Origin of the sequence: Actinomyces sp. Z16 (assembly GCF_003111765.1) — a bacterium.
Lineage (GTDB): Bacteria > Actinomycetota > Actinomycetes > Actinomycetales > Actinomycetaceae > Actinomyces > Actinomyces glycerinitolerans.
Window position 1 is genome coordinate 297,052 of the sequence record NZ_CP027862.1, and the last position, 20,940, is coordinate 317,991.

The 20,940-nt window shown below is 69.3% G+C and carries 17 protein-coding genes and 3 tRNA genes; 12 read left to right on the forward strand and 8 right to left on the reverse strand.

The genetic code is table 11. The features are described from left to right. Positions 1–2: 2 nt before the first annotated feature. From C3B71_RS01265 to C3B71_RS01300, 8 genes are all read left to right on the forward strand, one after another. Positions 3–1,361 carry an AGE family epimerase/isomerase gene (locus C3B71_RS01265; RefSeq protein WP_108965575.1) on the forward strand — a complete coding sequence of 453 codons (1,359 nt, stop codon included), beginning with the start codon at positions 3–5 and terminating at the stop codon, positions 1,359–1,361. 87 nt (positions 1,362–1,448) lie between these two features. Continuing rightward, positions 1,449–1,537: transfer RNA gene (locus C3B71_RS01270), tRNA-Ser, on the forward strand. 104 nt (positions 1,538–1,641) lie between these two features. Next, positions 1,642–1,731 (forward strand) — tRNA-Ser (locus tag C3B71_RS01275). A 36-nt stretch (positions 1,732–1,767) separates the two neighbouring features. Next, complete coding sequence (locus tag C3B71_RS01280) at positions 1,768–2,139, forward strand: transcriptional regulator (RefSeq protein WP_199912545.1); 372 nt, start codon at positions 1,768–1,770, stop codon at positions 2,137–2,139. Next, entirely contained in the window at positions 2,136–2,795 is a 660-nt protein-coding gene (locus C3B71_RS01285; RefSeq protein ID WP_199912546.1) for a nucleotidyl transferase AbiEii/AbiGii toxin family protein, read from the forward strand. Before C3B71_RS01280 ends, C3B71_RS01285 begins: the two co-directional genes overlap by 4 nt. Positions 2,796–2,997: 202 nt before the next feature. Next, a tRNA-Arg gene (locus C3B71_RS01290) sits at positions 2,998–3,070 on the forward strand. Positions 3,071–3,206: 136 nt separating this feature from the next. Further along, positions 3,207–3,938, forward strand: coding sequence for an aquaporin Z (gene aqpZ / locus C3B71_RS01295; RefSeq protein ID WP_108965577.1), 732 nt, complete (start codon positions 3,207–3,209; stop codon positions 3,936–3,938). A 138-nt stretch (positions 3,939–4,076) separates the two neighbouring features. After that, positions 4,077–5,522: a GuaB1 family IMP dehydrogenase-related protein gene (locus C3B71_RS01300; protein WP_108965579.1), complete on the forward strand. Its 1,446-nt coding sequence runs from the start codon at positions 4,077–4,079 to the stop codon at positions 5,520–5,522. Positions 5,523–5,625: 103 nt separating this feature from the next. Here C3B71_RS01300 and C3B71_RS01305 read toward each other — a convergent pair whose 3' ends face one another. The 8 genes from C3B71_RS01305 to C3B71_RS01340 all read right to left on the reverse strand — a co-directional run bounded on the left by C3B71_RS01305 (position 5,626) and on the right by C3B71_RS01340 (position 13,472). Next, complete coding sequence (locus C3B71_RS01305; RefSeq protein ID WP_108965582.1) at positions 5,626–6,480, reverse strand: hypothetical protein; 855 nt, start codon at positions 6,478–6,480, stop codon at positions 5,626–5,628. Positions 6,481–6,546: 66 nt separating this feature from the next. Next, positions 6,547–7,179: a hypothetical protein gene (locus tag C3B71_RS01310; RefSeq protein WP_146750764.1), complete on the reverse strand. Its 633-nt coding sequence runs from the start codon at positions 7,177–7,179 to the stop codon at positions 6,547–6,549. A gap of 245 nt (positions 7,180–7,424) precedes the next feature. Further along, positions 7,425–8,612 carry a hypothetical protein gene (locus tag C3B71_RS01315; protein WP_108965586.1) on the reverse strand — a complete coding sequence of 396 codons (1,188 nt, stop codon included), beginning with the start codon at positions 8,610–8,612 and terminating at the stop codon, positions 7,425–7,427. Beyond that, positions 8,609–8,902 (reverse strand): hypothetical protein, encoded by a 294-nt coding sequence (locus tag C3B71_RS01320; protein WP_073327906.1) that lies wholly within the window; start codon positions 8,900–8,902, stop codon positions 8,609–8,611. The genes C3B71_RS01315 and C3B71_RS01320 overlap by 4 nt, the downstream gene beginning before the upstream one ends. Then, entirely contained in the window at positions 8,899–9,174 is a 276-nt protein-coding gene (locus tag C3B71_RS01325) for an SAV_915 family protein (RefSeq protein ID WP_234416020.1), read from the reverse strand. The genes C3B71_RS01320 and C3B71_RS01325 overlap by 4 nt, the downstream gene beginning before the upstream one ends. A 304-nt stretch (positions 9,175–9,478) precedes the next feature. Continuing rightward, entirely contained in the window at positions 9,479–10,690 is a 1,212-nt protein-coding gene (locus C3B71_RS01330) for a PLP-dependent transferase (protein ID WP_108965588.1), read from the reverse strand. A 127-nt stretch (positions 10,691–10,817) separates the two neighbouring features. After that, positions 10,818–12,209, reverse strand: coding sequence for a MalY/PatB family protein (locus tag C3B71_RS01335; RefSeq protein WP_108965590.1), 1,392 nt, complete (start codon positions 12,207–12,209; stop codon positions 10,818–10,820). 393 nt (positions 12,210–12,602) lie between these two features. Further along, positions 12,603–13,472, reverse strand: coding sequence for a TetR/AcrR family transcriptional regulator (locus C3B71_RS01340; RefSeq protein ID WP_108965592.1), 870 nt, complete (start codon positions 13,470–13,472; stop codon positions 12,603–12,605). Between the two features lie 204 nt (positions 13,473–13,676). Here C3B71_RS01340 and C3B71_RS01345 point away from each other — a divergent pair, with 204 nt between their 5' ends. The 4 genes from C3B71_RS01345 (at position 13,677) to C3B71_RS16285 (ending at position 20,528) form a co-directional block, all read left to right on the forward strand. Beyond that, complete coding sequence (locus tag C3B71_RS01345) at positions 13,677–16,595, forward strand: YhgE/Pip domain-containing protein (protein ID WP_108965594.1); 2,919 nt, start codon at positions 13,677–13,679, stop codon at positions 16,593–16,595. A gap of 212 nt (positions 16,596–16,807) precedes the next feature. Further along, complete coding sequence (locus C3B71_RS01350) at positions 16,808–18,775, forward strand: ABC transporter transmembrane domain-containing protein (RefSeq protein WP_108965595.1); 1,968 nt, start codon at positions 16,808–16,810, stop codon at positions 18,773–18,775. After that, positions 18,772–19,686 carry an ABC transporter transmembrane domain-containing protein gene (locus C3B71_RS16280; RefSeq protein WP_234416021.1) on the forward strand — a complete coding sequence of 305 codons (915 nt, stop codon included), beginning with the start codon at positions 18,772–18,774 and terminating at the stop codon, positions 19,684–19,686. The genes C3B71_RS01350 and C3B71_RS16280 overlap by 4 nt, the downstream gene beginning before the upstream one ends. Then, complete coding sequence (locus C3B71_RS16285; protein WP_234416022.1) at positions 19,662–20,528, forward strand: ABC transporter ATP-binding protein; 867 nt, start codon at positions 19,662–19,664, stop codon at positions 20,526–20,528. Before C3B71_RS16280 ends, C3B71_RS16285 begins: the two co-directional genes overlap by 25 nt. Positions 20,529–20,940: the final 412 nt, after the last annotated feature.

Below are 20,940 nucleotides of genomic sequence, written 5' to 3' on the forward strand. Positions count from 1 at the left end.
TCATGGGACTGGGATGGTTCGGCGCCCCCGAGCACAACCGCTGGCTGGCCGAGGAGACACATGCACTACTGCGCTACGCGCGGGCGGCCAAGGTGCCCGCCGGCTTCGGCTGGATCGGCACCGACGGCATCGTCGACACCAGCCACCCCGTCGAGTTGTGGATCACCGGCCGCATGACCTTCGCCTTTTCCCTGGGCGCCCTGCTGGGCATCCCCGGCTGCCGCCGCTACGCCGACCACGGCGTGCGCGCCCTGAGCAGGGTCATGCGCGACTACGAGCATGGCGGCTGGTACTCCGCTGTCCGCCACGAACTCGACGACGACGGCCACGGCATCCCGGTCGACGCCGACGCCCGCAAGGAGTGCTACCAGCACGCCTTCGTGCTGCTGGCCGCCGCCACCGCGACGGCCGCCAACCGGCCCGGTGCACACGAGCTGCTGTTGGACGCCATGGAGGTGCAGAACCGCTACTGGTGGGATGACACCTACGGGCTGCCCATCGAGTCCTACGCCGCTGACTTCACCGACCCCGAGAACTACCGCGGCATCAACGCCGCCATGCACACGGTGGAGGCCTACCTCGCCACCGCCGACGTCACCGGGGACGTCACCTGGCTGACCCGCGCCGTGCAGATCATCGACTTCGCCGTCAACGTTCAGGCGCGTGCCCACGACTGGCGCCTGCCCGAGCACTACGACACCAAGTGGCACCCGCTCCTGGACTACAACCGCGACGCCCCTGCCCACCCCTTCCGCCCCTACGGCGTCACCCCCGGTCACGGCCTGGAGTGGTCGCGCCTGACCGTGCAGGCCCGCGCGGCGCTGGTGGCTCGCTCCCTGCCCACGCCCGACTGGATGCTGGAGGCCGCCGAGCAGTTGTTCGACCGGGCTCGCACCGACGGCTGGCGGGTCGACGGCGGCCCCGGCTTCGTCTACACGACCGACTTCGACGGCAACCCGATCGTGCACGAGCGCATGCACTGGGTGGTGTGCGAGGGCGTGTCGGCCGCCGCCGCCATCCGGCAGGCGCTGCTGGACGACGGTCGCGGTGAGATCGATGTCGAGCACTACGAGCACTGCTACCGCTCCTGGATCGACTACGCCGAGGAGTTCCTCATCGAGGCTCCGGGTGTGTGGACCCACGAGCTGAATCAGGCCAACGAGCTGTCGACCCGCACCTGGGAGGGCCACCCGGACATCTACCACGCCCTGCAGATGACGCTGGCCGCCCGCATGCCGGTGTGGCCGACGGTGGGGCAGGCGCTGAGCGAGGGCCTCCTGGACCGCCCCGACCGGCCCGCCCCGGCCCCGGACCAGCAGCGCGGCCAGGCGCGCCGTCGTGGCCTGTTCGGGCGCGGGTGACAGGGGGAACGCTCCCGGCGGCCTGCGGTGCGCGCGGCGGCGAGTGTTAGCATGTGTGCGCTGCCCGGGATCTGTGTCTTCGGGCCTGGAGAGGTGACAGAGCGGCCGAATGTGGCGGTCTTGAAAACCGCTGTGCGCCTAGCGCACCGGGGGTTCGAATCCCTCCCTCTCCGCCACGGGCGTGGGTAATCCGTCGCCGACGGCGCTCCGCGGGGCTCCACGGCGGGTCGTTGCCTCTGCGCGTGCGCTGGGGTAGGCTCATTGGGCCGATCCGGCAACTGGAGATGTCGCATAGTGGCCTAGTGCGCCTTCCTGCTAAGAAGGTTGGGGATAAAACCCCTCGGGAGTTCGAATCTCCCCATCTCCGCCACCGCCCGTGCCCATACGGGTGCCTCGGAACGGGGGTGTGATGAGCAGGACCACGCACATCGAAGCGCGCGGTGCTTCTGGGTCGTCACGCCGCGTGCTTTTTGGTGACGTCAAGCCCTATGCGGTTCCCGACAGCTTGGATGATCTGCGCGGGCCGGCAAGCGGCAGCATCGACTTGCCTCACGCTCTGCTATGGGCGCCCGGCGGCGGTCATGTGGACTTAGATGAGGACGGCGGCGTGAACCTGGCCTACCGGGTTGCCATAGCCGAGGGAACTGTTGCCGATCAGGTTGCCATCCTCAACCGGGATCGGCTCGTGTCGGTTTGGTCGGAACTGCTGCTGCCTAGGCGTGCACGCGAGCTCTGGGAGGTTCGGTTCCCGCAGCTCGGAGGTGGGAAGAGCGCATGAGCGTAGAGCGGGACGTGCAGCGGGAAGTCGCGCATATTGCTTTGACCACGCTAGCCGGGGCTGGCTTCGTGCTGGCGGGCTCTGGTGCCATTCGTGAGCACGGGGTGATCGAGCGGCCGACAGAGGATGTTGACCTGTTCACGACGATGCAGGACCCAGTGGAGTTCGACCGAGCTGTAAAGCAGGTCGTGGGTGAGTTACACAGGCGTGGCTACGGCGTTGACGAGGTCCGTCGGTCACCGCAGTTCGCAAGGTTACAGGTTAGCGTTCACGGCGGGGCGCAAGTTGAACTTGATCTGGGGGTGGATTGGAGAGAGAACGATCCCGTGCCCTTCGCCATCGGACCTGTGCTCAGCCTGAGGGACGCGGTGGCCAGTAAGATCGACGCCCTGTATTCCCGGGGCGAACCGCGTGATTTTCTTGACGTTGACGGCATCCGCAGGTCGGGGGAGTTTGCCGACGGCGTGCTCGTGGACGCCGCGGCCGAGCGTGATCCTGGCTTCGACATCGACATGTTTGCTCGTCAGCTGGAAGCGGTCAATCGTGTGACGCCGTTGGATGTCCGCCGGTACGGTGTCACTCCGGAACAGCTCGAAGAGGTCAAATCGCGCTGCCTTCAGTGGGCCGCGGCATTACGCCGAAGTCGCGAGCAGTGAACGCCCCGGCCATCGCCACGCCCGCCGACGGCGCCGCGGCCGTGGGAGTCGCCCGCCCCTCTCAGTCGCCTCCGGCGGGGCGCGATACCCCCCGCCGACTGCGAGCGTGGCTGGTCGGCCGCGGCTGTGCCCAGGCTCACGGCCCGAGGATTTGTGGCCTCCCGGATCGCCGAGTAATGTTCCGGGTTGTCCGAACCGGATTGCGCCAGTAGCTCAATGGATAGAGCATCTGACTACGGATCAGAAGGTTGGGGGTTCGAGTCCCTTCTGGCGCACTGACGCCCCGTCATCGGCTGAACAGTCGGTGCTGCGGGGCGTTTTCCATGTCCCTGGCTATCCCTGTGTAGTCCCTGTCCCATCCACATTGCCGGATCCGCCTGAATCCAGCATTCGAACAACGAAAGGCCATCAATGGCTCCCCTGTCCAAGCGTCTGGGCGCCGAGTTCCTCGGTACGTTCTGGCTCGTCTTCGCCGGCTGCGGCTCCGCCGTCCTCGCCGCCACCGCCATCACCGACTCCGACTTCCCCGTCGGCATCGGCTACCTCGGCGTGGCCCTCGCCTTCGGCCTGGCCGTGACCACCATGGCCTACGCCGTCGGCGCCGTCTCGGGCGGCCATTTCAACCCCGCCGTCACCCTGGGCCTGGCCGTCGCCGGCCGCTTCGCCTGGAAGGACGTCCTGCCCTACTGGTGCATCCAGATCGTCGCCGGCCTGGTGGGCGGCGGCGTGCTGTACGCCATCGCCTCCGGCTCCGACAGCTTCGACGTGGCCGCCAACGGGTTCGCCGCCAACGGTTACGGCGCGCACTCCCCGCACGGCTACTCAATGGCCGCCGGCTTCATCTGCGAGCTGGTCATGACCGCCATCTTCCTGATCGTCATCCTCGGCTCGACCGACTCCCGCGCCCCCAAGGGCTTCGCCCCGCTGGCCATCGGCTCCACCCTGACGCTCATCCTGCTGGTCTCCATCCCGGTCACCAACGCCTCCGTCAACCCGGCCCGCTCCATCGCCGTCGCCTTCGAGGCCGGCAACGGCGCCCCCGGGCAGCTGTGGCTGTTCATCGTCGCCCCGCTCCTGGGCGCGGCCATCGCCGGCTTCAGCTACGCCTTCCTGCTCGGCAAGGACCCCGAGCAGAACGCCTGACCGGCCCGCGCGGCCGACCATCCGGTCCGCGCGGTAACGGCCCCTCACCCCCTCGTTGCTCGCGACGAGGCGGCCGTGAGGGGCCGTTCGCCACCCGCGGGCACGCTCACGGGCCGGGCTGCGCCGTAGAATCCTTAAGTGAAGTTCCTCAACGGCATGCAGCCCACCTTCGACCTGACGTACGACGACGTATTCATGGTCCCCTCCCGCTCCGCCGTGGGTTCACGCACGGGCGTGGATCTGACCACCGACGACGCCAGCGGCACCACCATCCCGCTGGTGGTGTCCAACATGACCGCCGTGGCCGGCAAGCGCATGGCGGAGACCGTCGCCCGCCGCGGCGGCATCGCTATCATCCCGCAGGACATTCCCGCCGACGTCGTCATCGACACGGTCGCCCAGGTCAAGGCCTCCCACCTCGTCTACGACACCCCGGTGACGGTCAAGCCGCACCACACCTGCGGCTACGCCCTCGGCCTGATCCCCAAGCGCGCCCACGGGGCCGCCGTCGTCGTCGACGGCGAAACCAACGTCCCGATCGGCATGGTGGACATGCGTGACGTGAGCGGCGTCGACCGCTTCACCCAGGTGCGGCGGGTGATGAGCACCGAACTGGTCACTCTGCCGGAGGGGATCGACCCGCGCGATGCCTTCGATCGGCTCAAGGCCGCCCGCCGCACCCTGGCGCCGGTGGTGGGGGCCGACGGCGGCCTGGTCGGCCTGCTCACCCGCTCCGGGGCCGTGCGCTCCACCATCTACCGGCCCGCCGTCGACGCCGCCGGCCACCTGCGCGTGGGTGCCGCCATCGGCATGAACGGCGACCCGGCCCGCCGCGTGGTCGAACTCGTGGCGGCCGGGGTGGACGTGATCGTCGTCGACACCGCCCACGGGCACCAGGACCGCATGGTGGAGGTGGTCCGGGCCGTGCGCGCCGCCCTGCCCGACGGCTTCCCGATCGTCGCCGGCAACGTGGTCACCGCGGCCGGCGTGCGCGACCTGGTCGACGCCGGCGCCTCCATCGTCAAGGTGGGGGTGGGGCCGGGCGCCATGTGCACCACCCGCATGCAGACCGGCGTGGGCCGCCCCCAGTTCTCCGCCGTCCTGGAGTGCAGCCGGGAGGCGGCGTGCCTGGGCGCGCACGTGTGGGCCGACGGCGGGGTGCGCCACCCGCGCGACGTCGCCCTGGCGCTCGCGGCGGGCGCCTCCAACGTGATGATCGGCTCCTGGTTCGCCGGCACCCACGAGTCCCCGGGTGACCTGCAGTACGACGCCGACGGGCGCGCCTACAAGGAGAGCTTCGGCATGGCCTCGGCCCGGGCGGTGGCGGACCGCACCGAGGGGGAGGACGCCTTCGACCGCGCCCGCAAGGGGCTGTTCGAGGAGGGCATCAGCGCCGGCCGCATGTACCTGGACCCCGAGCGCCCCGGCGTGGAGGACCTGATCGACTCCATCGTGGCGGGCGTGCGCAGCTCCTTCACCTACGCCGGCGCGGCCTCCATCCCGGAGTTCCGCGAGCGCGCGATCGTCGGCATCCAGTCGGCCTCCGGCTACCGCGAGGGCGCCCCGGTGCCGGTCAGCTGGTAGCCCTCCCGACCAACTCTCCCCGCCCCTCCCCGCCGAGGTCGGCTGATCTTACGTGCCGAGGTCGGTTGATCTGGCTGCCAGCCGGGATGGCTCGGCGCGTGATTCATTTTCGGTGGCGGCGTGGCCGATCAGGCGTCTGTCGGGAAAGCTCTGCTTCTATTTCCCAGATGGGGTGTTGCATGAGGGAGCGGACGCGTTTGAGTCCTTCGGGTTTGGCGAGTTCTTGGCGGAGGGGCGCGTGGGTGCTGTAGAACTCCAGGACGCGGCCGATCTGGGTGCAGCCGGGGTACAGGTAGCTAATGGGGAAGACGATGGTGCTTCGTCTGCGCGTGGTTATGAGTAGTGCCCCGTTCTGCACGCCCGCCTCCCGCGGGCGTTCCTTCCAGGGGATCCAGGCTTCGTAGCGTTGCCCCGGCCATAGGTGTACGCCCTCGTAGTTCAGGATGATGGCGGGGCCGGTGGGCATCCCGAACGGCCTCCGACTCAGTCCGGAGATCACTGCCCGAAGTATCACCAGTGCGACGGCGCTGCTGCCGACTCCGCCGATCCGTTCCTGGGGGACGAACCACGGCAATACCACACCGACGCCGATGCCGACAATCGAGATTGTGGTTGCGAACCAGTCGTAGGCGAGCAGGCGCCACGAGGGCCTGATCACGATGCCGGAGTCGTCCCGGTACCAGTGCTCGTACGCACTGCGGCGCAGCATTGACTTGCCCTCCAGCTGTGCAGCGGCCATTGCGGAGGAGACCGCCAGGGCGGTGAAGACCACGCCGAGTGCGATTGCGGAGACCGCGAAGAAGAACCAGGCGCTAAGGATGTAGAGCAGTGTGATGGCCAGCGTGGAACGGAGGCCCTTACCGTAGACGTCATCGGCGTCATCACAGCTGACGATCTTCGTGCGTGCTTCCTCTGTTGCGCGTTCTGCGCGATGACGCACTATGTACAGCCAGCTCATAACGGCTCCCGTTTCCCCTGGCAACGCGTTGGCTGATGTGAAGCTGGAGTCATATGGCACATCGATTCACTTGCGGTGTCTGCGTGGGCGTCTGGGTGTCGGTGGGGGTAGTTGCTGTTCGACTTCCTGGACGGTGTGTTGCATAAGGGATTTGACGCGTTCGAGGCCTTCGGGTTTGGCGAGTTCGTGGCGGAGGCGGCGGTGGCCGCTGTAGAACTCGATGACACGGCGCAGCTGGACGTATTCCATGGGGAGGCTGCCCATGGGGAACTCGTAGGTTCCTGTCTGGCTTTTGATGACGGCGTTGGCGGTGGTGGTTAGGAGTAGTCGGTAGGCGACTACTTCGGTGACTTCGGGCCGGCTTTCCCATGACACGTATGTGCTATGGCGGGTGCCGGGCCAGATGTGGATGCCGTCATGAGTGAGGGCCAGTGCCGGACCGTGGCGCAGGGTGAACGGTGTCTTACGCCAGGACGCGGTGGCCAAGCCGACCGTAATGGAGGAGAGGAATACGGTTCCGCGCATGGTGGAGCCGATCGGTGTCTGGGTGAGCCGCACGAACCACACCAGGCCGATGCCGAGCAGGCCGGCGAGGAACACCAGGGCGAAGAACGCGTACTCGGCTATGGCGATGCTCCGGTCGGGGAAGAACAGCGTGGCGCCCTCGGCGTGCCGCCAGTACTCACGCACACGTCGCAAAGCCCCAAGATGATCCACCGCAACCGGAATATGTATTGCAAAGCCTGTCGCGGCTAGCCCGAAAACGACTGCGCAAGAGGTGTTGCCTACCAACGTTGCCAGCATCCAGGCAAGGAGCAGTGTTCCACCCGCTAATAGTGCCTCCCACCAAGGAGATTTCGAACGGTCGATATCTGCCTGGTGGCAGGTGGTAACGCGCGGATACTTCCGGCGTTCCCTCCAACGGGACATATGACTATCCGAACTCATCCAAAGATCCGATTCCATTGGTTGGAGGCCCAGTCGGTCGCGTCATCCACACGGTCTGCACCCCAGTCCCACATGTCATTAAGGCCCTCGTCTATCTTTCCGCGTATTTCCAATGGTACATAGTTCTGATAGAGATAACCTACGCCTACTGCTACGGACCCTGTCACGAACACGGTTGCCCACACTGGTGCTCCCGCTATGGCGACCGCCGTTGCTGCCGAAGCTGCGGCTGGCACCAGGACCTCGGACGGAGAATCCCCTGTTGCGAGCTCAATGCCAATGAATCCGAGGGTTATCGAGGTACCAACGCCTTTTGCTACTTTCTTCCCGGTTTTGGCTACTTGTTCGGCGGTGTCAGCTTTAGGGGAACGGTTCAGGTTCCTGTCTACAGTGTCCTGATTCGGCGGCTTGTTGCCGGATCTGACAGCGGGGTTGCCTGAGCGCTCGATCGCCTTCGCGGTCGCCGCTGCGACGGCGGCGTCGTACAGCGCGGTGGCCTTGTTGTAGTAGACGTTTTGCGTTCCTGCTTCGAATCCTTCGCCGATGGCGTTCTCCACCATCTCCTTGACCCCGTCCATGAGGACGTTGTCCAATGCGTCGGACTCTGCGGTGACGAGGTGCTCGGTGATCCAGTCGTCGAGTTCGTCAAAGGTGTCCTGGACGTCCTCGCTGACCTCGTCGAAGAGGGCCTTCTTGGTCTGATAGTCCTCGTAGGCGTCGTTCGCGGTCGTCCACTCCTGCTTCTCGGCTGCGGTGGCGCCATCTCCCAGGTCGGCGGGCTTGGACACCGGGGTCGGTGCCACAATGACGTTGCCTACGACTGTCAGACCTCCTGCTATCGCGGTCTCGCGGTGCTCGGCCATGTCATCCTTGCGCCAACCCAGCTGGTCGGCGAAGGACCTAATGACGTCTACAGCGTTCTTCGCGCGATCGTAGGCATTGCCGCAGGCGTCATACAGGTCGTTCGAATACGCAACCACCGCGCTAGCAAGCTCTCCCGACAGGTCTGCGTTGGTGAGCGTGGCAGCGTTGCTGAACATGGTGCGCGCGTCACAGAACCCGTCCTGCAGCAGCTTTAGCCAGTCGGCGGAGCTGTCGACCGACTCCACACTCCCGGGGATCGTGGTGTCGATCTGGGCGGTGCAGACTCCGTCTCCGTTATCGACAGGGAAACCCGTGCTCATGGCATGTCCTCCTCCATGTCGCGGAAGGTCTGTGCGACGTCGTCGTCGGCACCGGAAACCAGGTTGATGGCGCTCTTCATGTTGGTGTAGCCGAGTTCAGCAGCCAAAGCCAGCGTGCCGGCGTCCTGCGCGAGCTGGGAGATCATGCTGGTGATGTACGTGCTGCCGTCTCCGGCGTCCACCGAGTAGGGCATGGTCGGCGCGTTGGCCTCCAGGTCGTCCTGGGCAGTTGCAAACCTTGCCGCAATGTCGATCGCGGAGTCGTACTCGAACCGGAACTCTTCGCTCATTGCGCCGACCTCCGATCCGTGTTCACCGCCGTGCGCCAGAGCTCCTTTGGCACCGGCAAGTCCAGGTAGATGACGTCGTAGTGCTCCACGACTTCCAGATCACCCAGTCTCTCGGTCGGGTACAGCACCCAGGGCTGGTGTGGCCCCATGCAGTCCGCCAGGCGATCCAGCGCCGTGTAGGCCAGCAGTGCCATGCGCCCGTCATTCGTCTTGCGCAACTCGATCTCGGCGCCGTAGGTGTTCGGCGCGCCGGTCGAGGGCAGGTAGAGCACGGGCGGTATAACGGGCTTCTTGCCGCGTGGTGCCCGGCCGCCACGCGAGGGCCGTCGATCTGGCCGGTCGGCGGCATGGCGCCCACGACTCGGGGGCAGATACTGCTCGGTGGCCGTAACCGCGGCGGCCTCCCGTTGTCTTTGCTTCCTCTGTGCCAATACTGCTGTGGCCGACATCGGGAAGCTCGGACCTGTGCTGGAATCCATGACGACAGCCTACCCGGCCGTGTTGCTAACCCGTTACCAAACAAGCCTGTGGCCTCGGCCGCACTTGGTGCGTCCGTCAGTGCCCTCGCTGCTCTACTCACGCCGTCGCGCCCGCCCGATCCAGCGCCTGCCGCAGGTCGGCCACCAGATCCTCGGCGTCCTCGATGCCGACGCTCAGCCGCAGCAGCCGGTCCGTCAGCCCGTAGGCGGCGCGGGTGGCCGGCGGCACGTCCGCATGCGTCTGCACGCTCGGGCACGTCACCAGCGACTCCACCCCGCCGAGTGACTCGGCGAAGGTGAACACGCGCACCGCCGCCAGAAATGCGGCCACGTCGACGCCGTCGGCCAGCTCGAAGGACACCATGCCCGAGCGTCCCGGATACAGCACCCGCGTCACCCTCGTGTCGGCGCGCAGGAAGTCGGCCACCTTCCGGGCGTTGGTCTCGTGGCGCTCCATGCGCAGCGACAGCGTCTTCAGTCCGCGCAGCAGCAGGAACGCGTCGAAGGGGCCCAGCGTCGTCCCGGTCGTGTTCGACTGATACTGGAGCCGCTCGCCCAGCGCCGGGTCTTTCACGACGACGGCGCCCGCCATGACGTCGTTGTGCCCGGCCAGGTACTTCGTGGCCGAGTACACGGCCACGTCCGCACCCAACTCCAACGGCCGGCAGATCACCGGCGTGTAGAAGGTGTTGTCGACCGCCAGCAGTGCCCCCGCCGCATGCGCCCAGTCGGCCACCCGCGCAATGTCCAGCTCGGTCATCATCGGGTTGGTGGGTGTCTCAATCAGCACCAGCGCGGCCGGCCGCCGCAGCGCCTCCCGCAGGCCGGCCTCGCCGACCACGAAGTCCACCTCGTAGGCGCCGTCGTCGGCCAGACATTTCAGGTACCGGTAGGTGCCGCCGTATAGGTCCTCCAGGGCGACGATCCGCGAGCCGTACGGCGCCAGCGTGGTGACCGTCAGCTGCACCGCCGCCATGCCGGAGGCCAGGGCGAAGCCCGCCGCCCCGCCGTCGAGCCGTGCCAGGGCGTCCTGCAGGACGTCGCGGGTGGGGGAGGCGGTGCGCGTGTAGTCGTAGCCGGTGGAGGCGCCCAGGCCCGGATGCCCGAAGGCGGTCGACAGGTGGATCGGCGTCGTAATGGCGCCGGTGACCGGGTCGGTGCCGGTCCCCGCATGCGCCAGCACGGTGTCGAGCCGCCAGGGGCTGGGGGAGTCCGACCACGTGGGGTGGTGCTGGATCGGCGCGGTGCGACACCCGGAATGGTCGACGGCGGAGTCGGCGACGGCTACGGCAGATTCGGAAATGCTCATGAGTGCTTTCTGGCTGTATATGGGGGGATGACCGGTTTGGGTGAGGTGCTCGTGGCGGTCTCAGCGAGCCTTTTCGACCGATCTCGGTACGTAACTTCTACCGATCTCGGTGAGTGGGGGCGGCGGGTCAGTCCGCACGTCGGGCGAGCAGACCGTGCACGGCGATCTCCAGGCGATCCAGCGCCTCGTCCAGCGTTGCGCGCGGGCAGGCGATATTCAGCCGGGTGAAGCCGGCACCGCCGGTGCCGAACAGGGCGCCGTCGTCGAGCCACAGGCCGGCCTGATCGGTGATGAAACCGTCCAGCTCCTCCGCCGCCAGGCCCGTGGCCTCCAGCAGACCCGTGCAGTCCAGCCACAGCAGATAGGTGCCCTCGCATGGCGAGACTTCGACGCCGGGCACCCGCTCCAGGCGGCGGATGACGTGTCTGCGCGCGTACTCGATATGGCGGCGCAGGGCGTCGAGCCAGGCGTCGCCGGACTTGTAGGCCGCCTGGCAGGCCGTCAGTCCCAACACATTCGGCTGGGAGTAGCCGGCGGCGCCAAGGGCCGAGCGGAAGCGGGCGCGCAGGTCGGGATCGGCGATGAGGATGTTGGCCACCTGCAGCCCGGCCAGGTTGAAGGACTTCGACGGCGAGGTGCAGGTGATGGTGCGGGCGGCGGCATCGGCGGACAGGGAGGCGAAGGGGGTGGTGCGGTACCCGGGCAGGGCGAGGTCGGCGTGCACCTCGTCGGAGACCACGAGCACGTCGTGGCGTTCGGCCACCTCGGCCAGCCCCGTCAGTTCGGCGCGGGACCACACTCGGCCCACCGGGTTGTGCGGGTTGCACAGGAGCAGAAGGCGGGCGCCGGTGCTCGTGAGCACGGCCTCCAGCGCGTCCAGGTCGCGCCGGTACACGCCGTCGGCGCCGCGCACCAGCGGGGCCGGGGCGACCACGCGCCCCTGCTGCTCGACCACCTCCCGGAACGGGTAGTAGACGGGCTCCTCAATGACGACGGCGCCGCCCGGCTCGGTCAGGGCGCGCACCGCCGTCGCCAGCGCGGGCACGACACCCGGGGTGACGACGTTCCAGGCCGGGTCGATGCGCCAGTCGTAGCGGCGGGCGAACCAGGCGGCCAGAGTGGCGTTGTAGGCGGCGTCGGGCTCGGTGTAGCCGAAGATGCCGTGCCGCACCCGCCACAGCAGGGCGTTGACCACGCAGGGCGCCGTGGGATGGTCCATGTCCGCCACCCACAGCGGCAGGACGGCGCTGGGGCGGCCACGCTCGGCGGCGAAGTCCCACTTCAGGCTCGCGGTGCCGGCGCGGTCGTGGACCACGTCGAAGGGGGAGGCGGAGGCGTGCGGGGCGAGGCCGGAGGCATCGGGGACGACGGCGGAAGTCGCGGCGGCGTCGGCCGGCAATGAGACCACGGCTGTGGGCGAGTTGGCGGCCGGAGTCTGGCGCTCCGGAGCGGATGGGTGCTTTGGCGGTTCGGATACGGCGTCGGTGCCGGTCACGACGGCGGGGGCGTAGGTGGTCATGGTGCTTCCTGTAGGGCTTGGGGCTGCCGTCACGTCGGCCGACCCGGGCACGTAACTTCAACCGACCTCGGGGAGGTGGAGTGGACGCGGTGTGCACAGGCCGGTGGCGGCGGTGAATGGAGGATTACCGGGGTTTGAACGCGGGCCGACATAGTCGACGGCCGCGGAGTGCAACGAGCGCCCGCAGGCGGCTCGGACTCTGACCGTTACTCGTGTAAACAGCGACGGCTGGCGCTGTCAGCGCATCTGCATTCGACGCATGCTTTCGGCGCGCGCCATCAGGGCACGGGTCGTGGGCGTCGAAGCGGTCATGGGGTGAGGTTAGCGCCGTTGGTGCGGGGCATGTCAAGGGTGGCCGGGATGCGGTCTCCCGTCTGGGGCGCGCACTAACGGTTAGGCGTCAGCGGTGTGGGTGACCGGCGTCGACAGGCGGGCCAGCAGCGTGGGCAGGGTGCGCACGAGGAAGGCGGTCAGGTCGGGGTCGGCGGCGTTGGCGCCGGTGCTCTCCGACCCGCGGTCGCTGTTGGCGTCGGCGTCGTCGGTCTGAGCGCCACGAGTGCCAGCGGCCTGTGCGTCACCGGGCCTGTGCGCCTCGGGCGCGGCGGACAGGGCCATGCGCATGGAGCGCACGGCGGTAGCCATGATGAGTTCGGTGGTGTCCTCCGGGCTGAGCAGGCAGGCGCGGTTGATCGACGCCAACCCCTCCACCAGCACCCTTACCAGGTGCCGTTTGAAGGCGGCATAGCCCTCGCGCAGCGGGGAGCCCCCGCCATCCGCCTCGGTGCGCGCGATGTAGGCGGCGAACTCGTTTTGCAGTAGGAACACCTCGCGTGAGATCGGCATGGCCCCGAGCAGCCGGGAGGCGAGTTCTGCCAGCCCGGCGGCCAGTTCGGCGTCGGACTCCAGCGTTGGTCCCTCCGTCTGCGTGGACAGCGCGCCGGCGACGGACTCGTCCACGAAGTTGACGATGGAGGTCCACTGCTCCTCGGCCAGGCGCTGCACGAAGTGGTCCATGTCGGTGAAGTTGGAGTAGAAGGCGCCGCGGGTGAAGCCGGCCCGGGAGCAGATGTCGCCCACGGAGGTGCCGCCGATGCCCTTGTCTGCGAACAGTTCCCGGCCGGCGTCCAGCAGCAGCGCCTGAGTCTGGGCGCGTCGCTCGGACGGGGGGACGCCGATGAGCCGACGCACCGCGGCCCGCCGGGCCGACAGGCGCGCGCCGGCGGCCTCGATCAGCTCCTCCGCTTGTTCCCTACTCGCACTCATGTCCAGCTCATCATGTCATTTCGCGTCGCCCTGTGTCATTCACGACATTCGCGACGCCGGCGTCGAGGGTGTTTTCGGCGTCCCCTCGGGGTTTCTCAGGCCGATCCTCGGCGTCCAGCCAGACAGGCATGATACAGGTCTGTATTGAAGGCGTCGATACAGGTGTGTATCGTCGGTCGGCGGAACTCAGGAGAGGCAACTGAAATGAAGAAGCTCAGCGGCTCGCGCATCGCCAACCTGGTCGTGGTGCTCGCCGTGTCCATCATCCCGCTGCTGTACTCGGGACTGTTGACGCTCGCCTACCAGAACCCCACCAACCGGCTCGGTAACATCAAGGCCGCCGTCGTCAACGAGGACAGCGCCTACACGGCCACGCTCGCCAACGGGGAGACCGAGACCTTCAACCTCGGCGCCGACCTCACGGACGCCCTGACCCATCCGGACGGCGATGAGAACGTCGGCTTCACCTGGGAGCAGATGGACGCCGCCACCGCCGAGGCGGACATGAACACGCAGAAGGTCCGCGCCATCCTCTACATCCCCGCCGACTTCTCCCAGATCGCCTCCCGCGTCGGCTCCGATGACCCCTCCGACGCCGTCACCCAGGAGCTGAAGCTCGTCACCGACGACGGCATCAACTACCTGGCCGGCACCATGGCCGCCACCGTCGCCTCCGAACTCTCCAACCGCCTGGAGCAGCAGGGCTCCGAGCGGGTCCTGTCCACCCTGCTGCTGAGCGTCTCCACCATCCGCGAGGGACTCGTAGAGGCCTCCGACGGCGCCACCGCCCTGGCCACGGGCGCCGCCACCCTGGAGTCGGGCACCACCGACGCCGCCGACGGTGCCGACCAGCTGGCCGACGGGGCCACCACCCTCACGGTCGGCATGAGCGAGCTGGCCTCCGGCGCCGTCACCCTCTCCGACGGCCTGACCATCCTCGCCACCTCCACGTCAACCGCCGCCTCCGGCTCCCAGCAGCTGGCCGACGGCGTGGCCCGCCTGTCCACCGGAGCGTCATCGGCCGCCTCCGGCGCGAGCACGCTGGCATCCGGCGCGGGCACCCTGGCCGACGGCACCTCCACGCTGGCCTCGGGTGCCGCCACGGTCGACTCGGGCGCGGGACAGGTGGCCGCGGGCGCATCCTCCGCCTCGTCGGGCGCCACCAGCCTGTCCATCGGCGCCACCAGCCTGTCCGCCGGCGCTACCACCCTGTCCACCGGCGTGAACACCTACGTAGACAGTGTGGACCAGGCCTACACGACGCTGAAGGACCAACTCGACCCCGGCGCCCAGGACCTGGCGTCGGGCCTGAACCAGCTGTCCGCCGGCGTCGGCAAGTCCACCGACTCCTACGCCAGCGGCGAGGAGAGCCAGCGGACCCTTTACGGAGCCGCCAATGACCTGGCGACGGGCGCCCAGAGCGCGGTCAACGGGATCGGGTCGTCAACCGACTCGGCCGCGGCCGGCCAGGCGACCCTGTACGGCGCCGTCAACGACTACACCGGCGGCGTGTCCACCGCCCAGGCAGGGGCCGGGCAGGTCGCCACCGCGCTCGCGGGCGCCTATCAGCAGTGCGTCGCCGACCACGGTGAGACCGACGCGACCTGCCAGGCGATCGCGCAGGCCGCAGGCGGGCTCGGTACCACCGAGGACACTGCCCAGTCCGGCACCGTGCTGGGCGGCCTCAACACCCTGGCCGCCTCCAGTGCGGGCGTGACCGGCGCCGTCGGCCAGGTCGCCACCGGAGCGGAGCAGCTCTCCTCCGGCGCGACCCAACTGCAGGGCTCCGTCGGTGCCGTCGCCACCGGGGCGGCGGATGCGTCCTCCGGCGCCACCACGCTGTCCGGAGGACTGGGGTCCGCCACCGACGTGTACAACCCCGCCACCGGCGAAGACCGCAGCCTCACCGGGGTGCTGGCCGCACTGTCCTCCCAGGGCCCGACGTTGACCTCCGGCGCCACCTCCGTCAGCGACGGCGCCTCCCAACTCGCCACCGGCTCCAGCGACCTGTCCACCGGTCTGAACACCCTGTCCACCGGGGCCAACAGTCTCTCCGCCGGCACCTCCCAGCTCGCCACCGGCGCGAACTCGGTCAACTCCGGCGCGCAGACCCTGTCCAGCGGTGCCGGCACCCTGTCCAGCGGCCTGAACACGCTGTCCTCCGGCGCTTCCACGGCCGCCACCTCCTCCCAGACCCTTGCCGACGGCCTCGCCCGGCTCTCCGCTGGCGCCGACACCGCCGCCACCGGTGCGGACACCCTGTCCAGCGGCCTGGGCGCTGCCTATTCCGGCTCCGTCACCCTGTCCGACGGCGCCACCAACCTCAGTGATGGCCTGGATCAGCTCCAGAACGGCTCCACCGAGCTGTCCGACGGCGCCGACGCCCTCAGCGAGGGCCTGGAAGACGGCGTCGACCAGATCCCCGACCACACCGCGGCCCAGCGCCAGACCATGACCGATGTGGCCGCCGACGCCGCCGACGTGGATGCGGTGCGCGACAACCCCGTGGCGAACAACGGCGCCGGCTTCACCCCGATGTTCATGAGCCTGGCACTGTGGGTCGGCGCCATCGCCCTGTTCCTGGTGCTGCCCGCCCTGGACAAGCGCGACCATGGCGAGCGCTGGTACGCCGCAGCTATCCGGCCCGCCACTACCGCCGCCCTGCTCGCCGTCGCCCAGGCCGTGGTCATGATGGTTGCGGTCAATGCCGCGGGCGAGATTCACGCCGCCAACCTGGTGGGCCTGTGCGCCATGGCGATCGCCGCGTCGCTGACCTTCGTCGCCGTCAACCAGGCCTGCGTAGCCACGCTCGCCTTCCGCGGCCGCTTCGTGTCCATCATCCTGCTCAGCCTGCAAATCACCTCCATGGGCGCGACCTTCCCGATCGAGACCACGCCGCGCTTCTTCCAGTGGATCCACCCCTACCTGCCGATGAGCTACACCCAGCTCGCCTTCCGGCGACTGATCGCCGGCGGCGGCGTGGACGGGATCTACCTCAAGACCCTGGCGGTCCTGGCCGTCTGGGCGCTGATCGCCTGGGCCTTCATCCTGCTGGGCGCCCGCCTGCGCCGCGGCCCCAAGCCGCTGCCGGCGGACAACGCCCTCGCACCCACCGCGGCCTGACCTGGTCCCGCCGCTGCGGTGGTCCGCTGTGGCCGGCCCCCAAGGCACCCGAATTCGCCCTGATACGAGCTTTTGCACCCTGGTGTACGCCAAATTGCCGAACACCAGGGTGCAAAAGCTCGTAGTAGAAGGCAGATGTTCGTTGTAGCCGGGACCGGCGGGAGCGCATTCCTTGTGGCCGGCCGCGGCCGGGTCACATAGGCTAGGAGATCGTGTCAATCCCCGTTGCCCGCGCCCCGCGGCGGTGGCCCGCCCTCCTGTCGGTGCAGACGACGCCGCCCCCGGAGCTGGCCGCTACCCCGGGCGGGCTGCTGCGCGCCGTGACCCGCATGAGCGTGCCCGCGATCGCCCTCGGCGTCGTGGTCTCCACGGCCTCCTACCTCGCGCAGGCGCTGATCCCGCTGGCACTGGGCGACCTGCTCGACGCCGGTCTCGAGGCCGGACTCACCGCCCGCCTGCTGCCCGGGTTGGCTGCGCTGACCGGACTGGGACTGCTCGGCTCGCTCGCCGCTGGCCTGGAGGACGCCACCGGCATGGGCGCCTGGGTCGGCGCCTGGAAGCCGGCCATGCGCGGCGCCGCCCACCGCCTGGGCCTGCGCTCGCGAGCCGTCACCCGCCGCATCGCCAGCGGGGACGTGATCGCCACCATCACCGCCGACGCCGACAACATCGGCGCCCTGATGTACTTCGTCGTCAACGTCATCGGCGCCCTGGTCAGCGTCGTGGTTGTGGGTGTGCTCATGCTGCGCACGTCCGCCCCGCTGGGGCTGCTGGTGCTGATCGGTCTGCCGATCGTGTTGGCGTTGGTGGGCGCCTTCATCCGTCCCCTGAACCGGCGCCTGTCCGTGCAGCGCGAAGAACAGGGACGCCTGTCCACCATCACCACCGACGCCGTGTCCGGCCTGCGCGTGCTGCGCGGCATCGGCGGGGAGGACGTGTACGCCGCCCGCTACGCCGAGGCCTCCCACCGGGTGCGCGACGCCGGCATCCGGGTCGCCTCCACCCAGGCGCTCCTGGCCACCGTCAAGGCCGGCGCCCCCATGGTCTTCACCGCCGTCGTCGTCGGTGCGGGTGCCCGCGCGGCCCTGACCGGCACCATCAGCCCGGGCCAACTGGTCACCTTCTACGGGTACACCACCTTCCTGGTCGGGCCGCTGGGCGTGATGGCCGACCTGATCCAGTTCTCCACCCGCGCCTGGGTGGGCGCCCGCAAGGTTGCCCGCATCGAGGCGGTCGAGCCGCTGACCGACGACGCAGGCGTCGTCCCCGGGGCGCGCCTGGACCCGGCCGGCGACCTGACCGACCTGAGTTCCGGCGTGGTGCTGCGCGGCGGACGCATGACCGCCCTGGTCTGCCCCGACCCGGCCCGCGCCGCCGCCCTGGCCCAGCGCCTCGGCCGTGCCGACGACGCCGACGGCCCCGTCGCGCTGGGCGGCACCGACCTGCGCACCGTCCCGCTTAAGGAGGTGCGCCGCACCATCGTCGTCTCCGGCGCCCACGCCGAGGCCTTCGCCGGCACGCTCGCCGAGGAGGTACTCGGCGACGAGATCCCCCTGTCCGGGCCGCGCCCGACCGCCGAGGTCATCCGCTCAGGCGCGGTGGCGGGCGCCCACGGCGACGACGGCCCCGCTGCCGGCGGAGGTGCGGCGCCCCTGACCGCCGCCCAGCGGGAGCGCGCCGAGCAGGCCCTCGCCGTGGCCGCCGCGGGCGACGCCCTGGACTCCCTCGGTGGCCTGGATGGCCAGCTCACCGAGAAGGCCCGCAACGTCTCCGGCGGTCAGCGCCAACGCCTGGCTCTGGCCCGCGCCGTCGCCCGCCACGCGCCCGTGCTGGTGCTGGTAGAGCCCACCAGCGCCCTGGATTCGCACACCGAGGACCTGGTGGCCCGGAGGCTGCAGGAGGAGCGGCGGGGCCTGACCACCGTCGTCGTCACCTCCTCCCCACTGCTGTTGGGACGTTGTGACGAGGTGGTGCTGCTCGCGCCCGCCGAGGCGTCTGACGGCGGTGCGGTCGGCGCTGTCGTCGACGCCAATGGCGCCGGTGCGGCCGGCCGACGCGGGACTGCGACCCCGGCGGCAGATGTGCATGAGGTCGCTCGCGGTACCCACCACGAGCTGAGCGCTCTGGACGCCTACCGCGCCGTCGTCGAACGCGGTGTAGACACGGGAGGAGAGCCGTGAACCGACGCCTACCCGTGGCCGACGGGGCTGCCGTGCGTCGCCGCGCCGTCGAACTGGTCCGCGAGCACCGCGGCGCGATCGCCGCCGTCACGATCATCCAACTGCTGGCGGCACTGGCCTCCGTGGGCATCCCCCGGGTGCTCGGATCCATGGTCGACCTGGTGACCGGTGCCGTGGACGCCAATACGGCCGGTCGGCTGCAGGGGCTGATCGTCGTCGTCATCGCCCTGGCGGTCGGCAACGCCGCCCTGACCGGCTGCGGCGAGTACCTGGCGCGCGTGCTGGGGGAGCGGGTGTTCGCTGAGCTGCGCGAGCGGCTGGTCGGCTCGGCCATGCACCTGCCGCTGTCGGTGGTCGAGTCCGCCGGCACCGGCGACCTGCTGGGGCGCACGGGCCGGGACCTGGACTCCATTCGCAACGTCGTCCAGCGCGGCGTCAGCCAGATCCTCGTCATTGTGCTCACGCTGCTCACGATCGTGGCCGCCGCGGTGATCACCTCCCCGCAGCTCAGCCCCGCGCTGATCATTCCGCTGTCGACCATCCTGCCCGCGGCGAGTTGGTACCTGCGCTACGCCGTGCCCGCGTACCGGGCCATGAACGCCATGTGGGCCGAGGTCGACGGCGTTGTCGCCGAAACCGCCGACCAGGCGGTCACCGTCGACGCCCACGGCTTGGGGGCGCGCCGCAACCGCATCCTGGACCGGGCCATGATCGAGGTCTGGTCCACCGAGCAGTACGCCCTGTGGCTGCGCATTGTCCTGATCACCGCCCTGGGGCTGGGCTCCTTCGCCCCGGTGATCGCTGTCGTCGCCTGGGGGCTTGGTTGGCCGGACACGGTGCCGTATCCCTCGGGGCGATCACCACGGTGTCGCTGTACGCCGTTCAGTTGCGCACGCCCGTCTCGGAGATGACCTTCTGGATCGACTCCCTGCAGACGGCGGGCGCCGCCATGTCCCGCATCGTCGGCGTGGAACTGGTCGCTCCCGACCGCCAAGCCACCAGCAGCACGGTCACGGGCCTGCCTCCGCGCGTGTGCGGCGTCTCCTACGCGTACCTGCCCGGACACGACGTGCTGCACGATGTCGACCTGGAGTTGATCCCGGGGGAGCGACTGGCCGTCGTCGGCCCGTCCGGCTCGGGCAAGTCCACGCTCGGCCGCATGCTCGCCGGCATTCACCCGCCCACCCGCGGGCGCGTGACAGTGGGCGACGGCGATGGCGTCGATCTGACCGCGCTCACGGAGGATGCGCTGCACCACGAGGTCGCGCTGGTGACCCAGGAACACCACGTCTTCGCCTGCAGCCTGGCCGACAACCTGCGTCTGGCCCGCACGGACGCCACCGACGCCGAACTGGAGCGCGCCCTGGAGGTCGTCGGTGCCGCCGAGTGGGCGCGGGGGCTGTCCGACGGGCTGGACACCCTCGTCGGCGCTGGCGGAGTGCAGCTGACTCCGGGGCAGGCGCAGCAGGTCGCGCTCGCCCGCATCGTGCTGATGGACCCGGCCACGCTCGTTCTGGACGAGGCCACCAGCCTGCTCGATCCCAGCGTCGCCCGCTCCGCCGAGCGCTCGTTGGACGCCGTCCTGGCCGGTCGCACCGTGGTGGCCATCGCCCACCGACTGGACACGGCTGCCGCCGCCGACCGGGTGGCGGTGGTGATTGACGGGCGGATCGTGGAGCTGGGGCCGCACGCCGAGCTGCTGGCCGCCGGCGGGGAGTACGCCCGCCTGTGGCGCGCCTGGGTCAGCGGCTGAGCGGCGCTCACCCCTCCAGCTGGACCGCCCACGCCCCGTTGGACCGCCCACGCCCCGTTGGACCGCTGTAACCGGCGGCTACGGCGGTCCAACCGGGGAACAGGGGTCCAACCGGGGAACAGGGGTCCAACCGGGGAACAGGGGTCCAACAGACAGGCTCAACAGCCACACACCGCCACCCAACCGCGCATCGCCACCCAAGCACTTACACAACAGGACCTAGAACCTCGAAAAGCTCCAGAACGCGTACGTGAGGCGGTATCGGTGGGCGGCCTGAGCACGGGGAGCGGGCTATGTGCAGGCGGCCGGGCCACAGGCGGCGTTACCGATCTCGGTGCGTAACTTTGACCGACCTCGGCGGAAATAAGGATCTTCCGGTTTGAGGGTGTGGTGGTTGGGGTCGGGGCTGCGG